Origin of the sequence: Weissella sp. DD23 (genome assembly GCF_001579105.1) — a bacterium.
Taxonomy (GTDB): Bacteria; Bacillota; Bacilli; order Lactobacillales; family Lactobacillaceae; genus Weissella; species Weissella cibaria.
Window position 1 is genome coordinate 193,824 of record NZ_KQ970394.1, and the last position, 5,692, is coordinate 199,515.

At 42.7% G+C, this 5,692-nt stretch carries 8 protein-coding genes; 6 read left to right on the forward strand and 2 right to left on the reverse strand.

What is annotated here, in order from left to right; translation table 11 throughout:
• The first annotated feature begins 371 nt into the window (after positions 1-371).
• The gene (locus WEIDD23_RS08340; RefSeq protein WP_010370059.1) at positions 372-1,100 is read left to right on the forward strand and encodes a peptidylprolyl isomerase; all 729 of its coding nucleotides are present in this window, start codon (positions 372-374) and stop codon (positions 1,098-1,100) included.
• A 51-nt stretch (positions 1,101-1,151) separates the two neighbouring features.
• On the opposite strand, the gene WEIDD23_RS08345 is transcribed toward WEIDD23_RS08340, so the two are convergent.
• Together WEIDD23_RS08345 and WEIDD23_RS08350 are read right to left on the reverse strand one after the other, a co-directional pair.
• Entirely contained in the window at positions 1,152-1,511 is a 360-nt protein-coding gene (locus tag WEIDD23_RS08345; RefSeq protein ID WP_010370055.1) for a hypothetical protein, read from the reverse strand.
• A gap of 180 nt (positions 1,512-1,691) precedes the next feature.
• Complete coding sequence (locus tag WEIDD23_RS08350; RefSeq protein WP_010370050.1) at positions 1,692-2,141, reverse strand: universal stress protein; 450 nt, start codon at positions 2,139-2,141, stop codon at positions 1,692-1,694.
• Between the two features lie 574 nt (positions 2,142-2,715).
• Between WEIDD23_RS08350 and WEIDD23_RS08355 the strand changes: the two genes are divergently transcribed.
• The 5 genes from WEIDD23_RS08355 to WEIDD23_RS08375 form a co-directional block, all read left to right on the forward strand.
• Positions 2,716-2,886, forward strand: coding sequence for a type II toxin-antitoxin system RelB/DinJ family antitoxin (locus WEIDD23_RS08355; RefSeq protein ID WP_010370047.1), 171 nt, complete (start codon positions 2,716-2,718; stop codon positions 2,884-2,886).
• 107 nt (positions 2,887-2,993) lie between these two features.
• Positions 2,994-3,380: a phage holin family protein gene (locus tag WEIDD23_RS08360; protein WP_010370044.1), complete on the forward strand. Its 387-nt coding sequence runs from the start codon at positions 2,994-2,996 to the stop codon at positions 3,378-3,380.
• 14 nt (positions 3,381-3,394) lie between these two features.
• A complete protein-coding gene (gene hprK / locus WEIDD23_RS08365; protein ID WP_010370041.1) occupies positions 3,395-4,327 on the forward strand; it encodes an HPr(Ser) kinase/phosphatase in 933 nt (310 codons plus the stop codon).
• A 130-nt stretch (positions 4,328-4,457) separates the two neighbouring features.
• Positions 4,458-5,477, forward strand: coding sequence for an NAD(P)H-dependent glycerol-3-phosphate dehydrogenase (locus WEIDD23_RS08370; protein ID WP_010370039.1), 1,020 nt, complete (start codon positions 4,458-4,460; stop codon positions 5,475-5,477).
• Between the two features lie 6 nt (positions 5,478-5,483).
• Positions 5,484-5,692: sugar phosphate nucleotidyltransferase (locus WEIDD23_RS08375; RefSeq protein ID WP_242865477.1), on the forward strand; the 209-nt coding region annotated here is incomplete at its 3' end.

A 5,692-nucleotide genomic window follows, 5' to 3' on the forward strand; every position in this document is an offset into this window, starting at 1 on the left:
TATTTCTGATTAGTGAACGTGACATAATAGTACGGGAAATTTTATGGTGGATGATTTATTAGAGGTAAACTAACTTATCAGGAGGGATTTTTTCATCGCTCCTGATAGGTTAATTATGCGGCTACTCACGTTTTAAGCTAAATTTTCCTACTCTTAGATGCAAGTTCTCTCTCGAATTTTCTTGTTTCTAAAACCCGGGTTCTTCCCTGCCCGGATACATATTGAAGCAACGACTTGATGACAAAAAAATTATCGAGTAGCTTTACAATTATTTATGGATTACTGAAATTTGATGTTTTTCTAAAGCTAAGCAACGTATAATTAGTTGTACTGCGTCTTAGCAGAATAACGACAGGTGGGAGTTTTAATCCATGAAAAAGATTAAACCAGAAATTATTATTGCCGTTGTGGCTGTCATTTTGGTTGCTGGGGGTGTTGGCTTTGCCATGAAGTCAGCACAACAACCAAATGTACCAACACCACAACTTTCTACAAAGGTCGCCAAGAACGAGAGTGAAGTGGTGATGCATACGTCAAAGGGGAACATCAAGATTAAGTTGTTCAACAAGTATGCACCTTTGGCAGTTAAGAATTTCATTACGCACGCTAAAAAAGGTTACTATAACAACACAACGTTCCACCGTGTTGTAAAGGACTTTATGATTCAGGGTGGTGACCCCAAGGGAACTGGCCAAGGTGGTGCGTCAATTTGGAAGGGCAAGAATAAGAAGATTGATAGTGGGAATGGTTTCAAGAACGAAATCAGTAAGTCACTATTCAACATTCGTGGGGCCCTATCAATGGCCAACGCTGGTGCTGATACCAACGGTTCACAATTCTTCATTAACCAAAACAGCGATGATCAAACAAGCAAGATTAGCCAATCTGATTATCCAGAAAAGATCTTCCAAGCCTACAAGAAGGGTGGAAATCCATCATTGGACGGATCTTACACGGTCTTTGGCCAAGTTATTTCTGGGATGAAGGTTGTTGATGAGATTGCTGACCAGAAGGTAAAGGATAATGGGTCAGGCGAAAAGTCAAAGCCAGTTGATCCAGTTAAGGTCACATCAATCGATGTTGTGAAGGAAGCAAAGTAAAGCATTCATAAAAAATGCCATGCCTCGAAGTTGAGACATGGCATTGTTACGTTAACCAGCACTTTCCGTTTGGGCATCACGCGCAGCAGCGGTGTTGTTGACCAAAAGTTGGAAATAGTTATCAAAGCCGGGCTTATCATAGCTTTGCATCAAAGCGATAAAATCAACCGTTGACCATTCACTTACAATCACGGCACCATCATTATATTGCAATGAACGTGCAATTGATGAGGTGTTTTCTACCAAGTAGAAGGTGTCGTTTGTGTCTAAGTACAAGAGTTGCAATTTAATATTACGATTTGCACCCAATGCAGCTTTAGTTGCCAAAAATGGATCTGACACTAGACGCTGACTAACATTCTCGTGACGAAACTTGTGAATCGTCTCCAACGTGTTACCGATAATCTTCATAGATGGATCCTCGACTTTATCGAATAATGAGAAATTAAAAATTACTCTAATAACATTTTAATAAAACGTTGATGGATATTATCATACCACTAGTTATAGAAAAGGGCTAGATGGTTATGTGTCCAAAAAAAGAAAGACATCAACCTGCGAGTTTGGTCGACGTCTTTCTTGTTCTTTTAACTATTGAACAATCAAAACGTCTGACTTGGCGTTTTGAACAACGAATGAGGCAACTGAACCAACCAACAAACGCTCCAACGTGTTCAAGCCTGACTTACCAAGCATGATCAATTCGTTACCGTGGTCAGCAGGGAAGTCGCGGGCGATAACCGTCTTTGGTGAACCAAAACGGACGTGGATGTTAACATCCTTAGCGCCTTCGTTGTGAGCAAGTTCTTGGTACTTAGCCAACTTTTCTTCGGCGTCTTGTACCAATTGGTAAACCACATCACCAGAAATTGACATGCCGGCCAAGCCTGACAATGAGTTTGTATCGATGACGTACAACAAATCCAACGTCGTGTTGTTACGAACGGCAACCGCAGCTGCCTTCTCAACTAACACCGTTGAAATCTTTGAACCGTCAACGGGCGCCAAAATGTTCTTGTATGCAATCTTATCTTCTGCCATGGTTCTGTACCATCCTTTTGTAATCCTTAGGAAGCACATATGTATGTGTTCCTTTGATGTATTTTATTATATACCTAATGATACAATAATGTAAGCGTTTACCGTGAGATATTTATGAGATTAAACAGTGATTGGTTTTTGTGATTTCATTTGCATTATAGCCTAAAATGTTGTGAAAGTTTGTCATTGCGTGTCCGAATTTCTTTTACTTGCACATGGTTAGCAGAGTGTGTATACTAATTGTTATGCGATGAGTCGAGAAGATCATGTTCTGATCTTTGTAAACGGTCCTCATATAACAGCCGCATTGCTGGAGGATGAGATAGGGAGTTGTGGAACTCGCTTCTCTGCACATGACTAACTTCGGTTTCGACCGTTGGTGTACGTTGACTGGTGGGCAACCACCACATGAGCTAGAGCATGTCAATTCTAGCATTGCCAAGCGGAAAACGTCGGTCTTCGGACCGGCGTTTTTTGCATCCAATTGTGTCCTGAAAATAGCCAATTTAAGGTCATATGTAGTTTTATGCGCTATAATATGTATGTAAGTTACATGCGATTGGGGGATATGACCATGGAGAAGCTAATTCAAATTCGTATTGAAGAAGAAATTCGTAATGCAGCCGATGAGGTATTTCGTCGCAATGGTTTAACAACGCAACAAGCGGTAAAAATGTTTTTGACACAGGTGGCTAATAACGGACAATCACCATTTGATAATCTGTTTACACCAAAACAACAGTAGTTTGAAAAAACGCCATTTGTGTGATGCAAATGGCGTTTTATTGTTTCTTCATAACATGTTGCGATATGGTTTGCTATAATGAAAGTATTAAAACCTGGGGGATGAATATGAAAACAGTTACTTTTCGTCGTTTCTCGTTTTGGCAACGATTGCTAATCAATACAGTGATGTTGCTTGCTTTGGCGGGATTGTTCCACCAAGGTCTTTACATTAGTAACTTTGTGACAGCCATCTTAGCAGCATTAATCTTAGGTGTGTTAAATGCTTTGGTGAAGCCTGTGCTCCAAATATTGGCGCTGCCATTTACTATTTTAACTTTTGGCTTGTTTGGGTTGATCGTGAATGGGGTAGTACTTTGGCTCGCTTCGCAGATTATTGGGGATGGGTTCCGCTTTGCTAGTTTTGGCTGGGCGGTTTTCATCGCAGTGGTGATGTCGATTGTTAATTTGATTATCTCAAGTTACTTTAGTCGTAAAGACGATGCTGAAAAATAAGGAAGACAACGGATATGGCAAAGAAGATTACAGTTAAAGATTTGCTGGCCAACACGCACGTAAACTTGGTGGCTGGTGAGGAGTATCTGGATCGCGAAATTACAACGGCAGATATTTCAAGGCCTGGTTTGGAAATGACCGGGTACTTCAATTACTATGCACCAGAACGCGTGCAATTGATGGGAATTACGGAAACGTCATTTGCCCACCGTATGAACCACGATGAGTTATTGATGGTTGCACGCAAGATGATGCAACCCAATACACCAGCTTTTGTCGTTTCAACCGGACGCCAATTGCCCGAAGAGTTTATGCAAGCGGCAATTGAGGCGAAGATTCCGGTATTGGCAACTGATTTGACATCATCACGAATTTTGTCGAATATGACTTACTTCTTAAGTGGTGGTTTGGCTGAACGCCAATCAGTTCACGGGGTTCTGGTTGATATCTTTGGACTTGGTGTGCTGATCACCGGTGATTCAGGGGTTGGTAAGTCTGAAACCGCGCTAGAATTGGTGCAACGTGGTCACCGTTTAATTGCGGATGATCGTGTTGACGTGTACGCGCAAGATGAGGAACGCCTTGTTGGTGAGCCACCTGCTATTTTGCGTAATTTGATGGAATTGCGTGGTGTTGGGATTATTGATGTCATGAACTTGTTTGGTGCTGGTGCGGTGCGTTCACACGCAACGATTGCCTTTAACTTGCACTTGGCTAAGTGGACAGATGATCAAAAGGTTGACCGTCTTGGAAATGGTGAAGAGAACATTCGCATCCAAGGTGTCGATTTGCCACGCTTTGTGTTGCCAGTTCAAACCGGTCGTAACTTGGCTGTTTTGATTGAAACGGCAGCTAAGAATTTCCGTGCTAAGAAGATGGGCTTTGATGCAACGGAAACATTTAATGATAATTTAAATCGTCTAATTGCCGAAAATTCGGAAAATTAAGCGAAATTATTAAGAAAACCCCGTTGTGACGGGGCTTTTCACTTTAAAGCATTTTCAAATTAATGGTTTATGGTATTATTATTGTGTTAGTTTTGGCGTCAGACCAGCACTAACAACAAGGAGGAACATTGTGAGCAATGAAGTGATTGCAGTGCTTGGCGCCGGTTCATGGGGAACGGCCCTCGCAAATGTTGCTGCCGAGAACGGGCATGACGTGCGTCTTTGGACGTACAAGCCTGAACAAGTAGTTGAGATTAATGAGCAACACCGCAACAGCAAGTATCTTGGTGATAACCCACTCGACGAGGGTGTCGTTGCCACTGCAGATATGACTGAGGCTGTGCGTGATGCAACCATCGTGTTGAGCGTCGTGCCAACGAAGGCCACACGTGAGGTATCAAAGCACTTGTCTGAAGTCTTGGCAGAGTTGGATCAACAAATTGTGTTGATTGCCGCAACAAAGGGATTGGAGCCTGGTACTTATAAGCGCGCATCAGAGATGCTTGCTGAAGAGGTACCAGCGACGCAACGTTTGGGACTTGGAATTATTTCTGGTCCATCACACGCTGAAGGGGTTATCAAGCATGACCCAACTTTGGTATCAGCTGTTAGCGAAGATTTGGCAACTGCCGAACGTGTGCAAGCAGCTTTTACTAATAATGTCTTCCGTGTATACACGAACACTGATTTGATTGGAGCCGAGTTTGGGGCGGCTCTCAAGAACGTGATTGCTATTGGTGCAGGGGCCCTTGAGAGCCTGGGATTTGATGCAAACGCCAAGGCAGGATTGTTCACTCGTGGATTGGCTGAAATTAGCCGATTGGGTCAAGCATTCGGTGCGAACCCAATTACATTCATGGGCTTGTCAGGCGTTGGTGATTTGTTTGTTACTGCCACATCAGTGCACTCACGTAATTATCGTGCAGGGGTGCAATTGGGTGAAGGTAAGAAGCTTGATGACATCGTCGAAAACATGGGGATGGTCATCGAAGGTATTTCAACGACTAAGGTTGCGCACGAGCTAGCCTTGAAGAAGCACGTTGAAATGCCAATTACATCTACAATTTATCGCGTCTTGTACGAAGGTCAAGATATCAAGGAAGCCATCAATGAGTTGATGGGTCGTCCAGTTTCACAAGAAGGGAAGTAAATTCATATGAAGCCAGTACGTAAGGCTATTATCCCAGCAGCAGGTTTGGGAACTCGTTTTTTGCCAGCAACTAAGGCCTTGGCCAAGGAAATGTTGCCAATTGTTGATAAGCCAACGATTCAATTTATCATCGAAGAAGCTTTGGCTTCAGGTATCGAAGATATTGTTATCGTCGATGGAAAGTCAAAGCGTTCAATCGAAGATCACTTCGATTC

What these genes read in the sequence shown, in the direction of transcription:
- WEIDD23_RS08355 (WP_010370047.1), top strand. Translation starts at nt 2,716, where the DNA reads ATGGAGAAGCTAATTCAAATTCGTATTGAAGAAGAAATTCGTAATGCA.
- WEIDD23_RS08360 (WP_010370044.1), top strand. Translation starts at nt 2,994, where the DNA reads ATGAAAACAGTTACTTTTCGTCGTTTCTCGTTTTGGCAACGATTGCTA.
- WEIDD23_RS08345 (WP_010370055.1), bottom strand. Translation starts at nt 1,511, where the DNA reads ATGAAGATTATCGGTAACACGTTGGAGACGATTCACAAGTTTCGTCAC.
- hprK (WP_010370041.1), top strand. Translation starts at nt 3,395, where the DNA reads ATGGCAAAGAAGATTACAGTTAAAGATTTGCTGGCCAACACGCACGTA.
- WEIDD23_RS08350 (WP_010370050.1), bottom strand. Translation starts at nt 2,141, where the DNA reads ATGGCAGAAGATAAGATTGCATACAAGAACATTTTGGCGCCCGTTGAC.
- WEIDD23_RS08340 (WP_010370059.1), top strand. Translation starts at nt 372, where the DNA reads ATGAAAAAGATTAAACCAGAAATTATTATTGCCGTTGTGGCTGTCATT.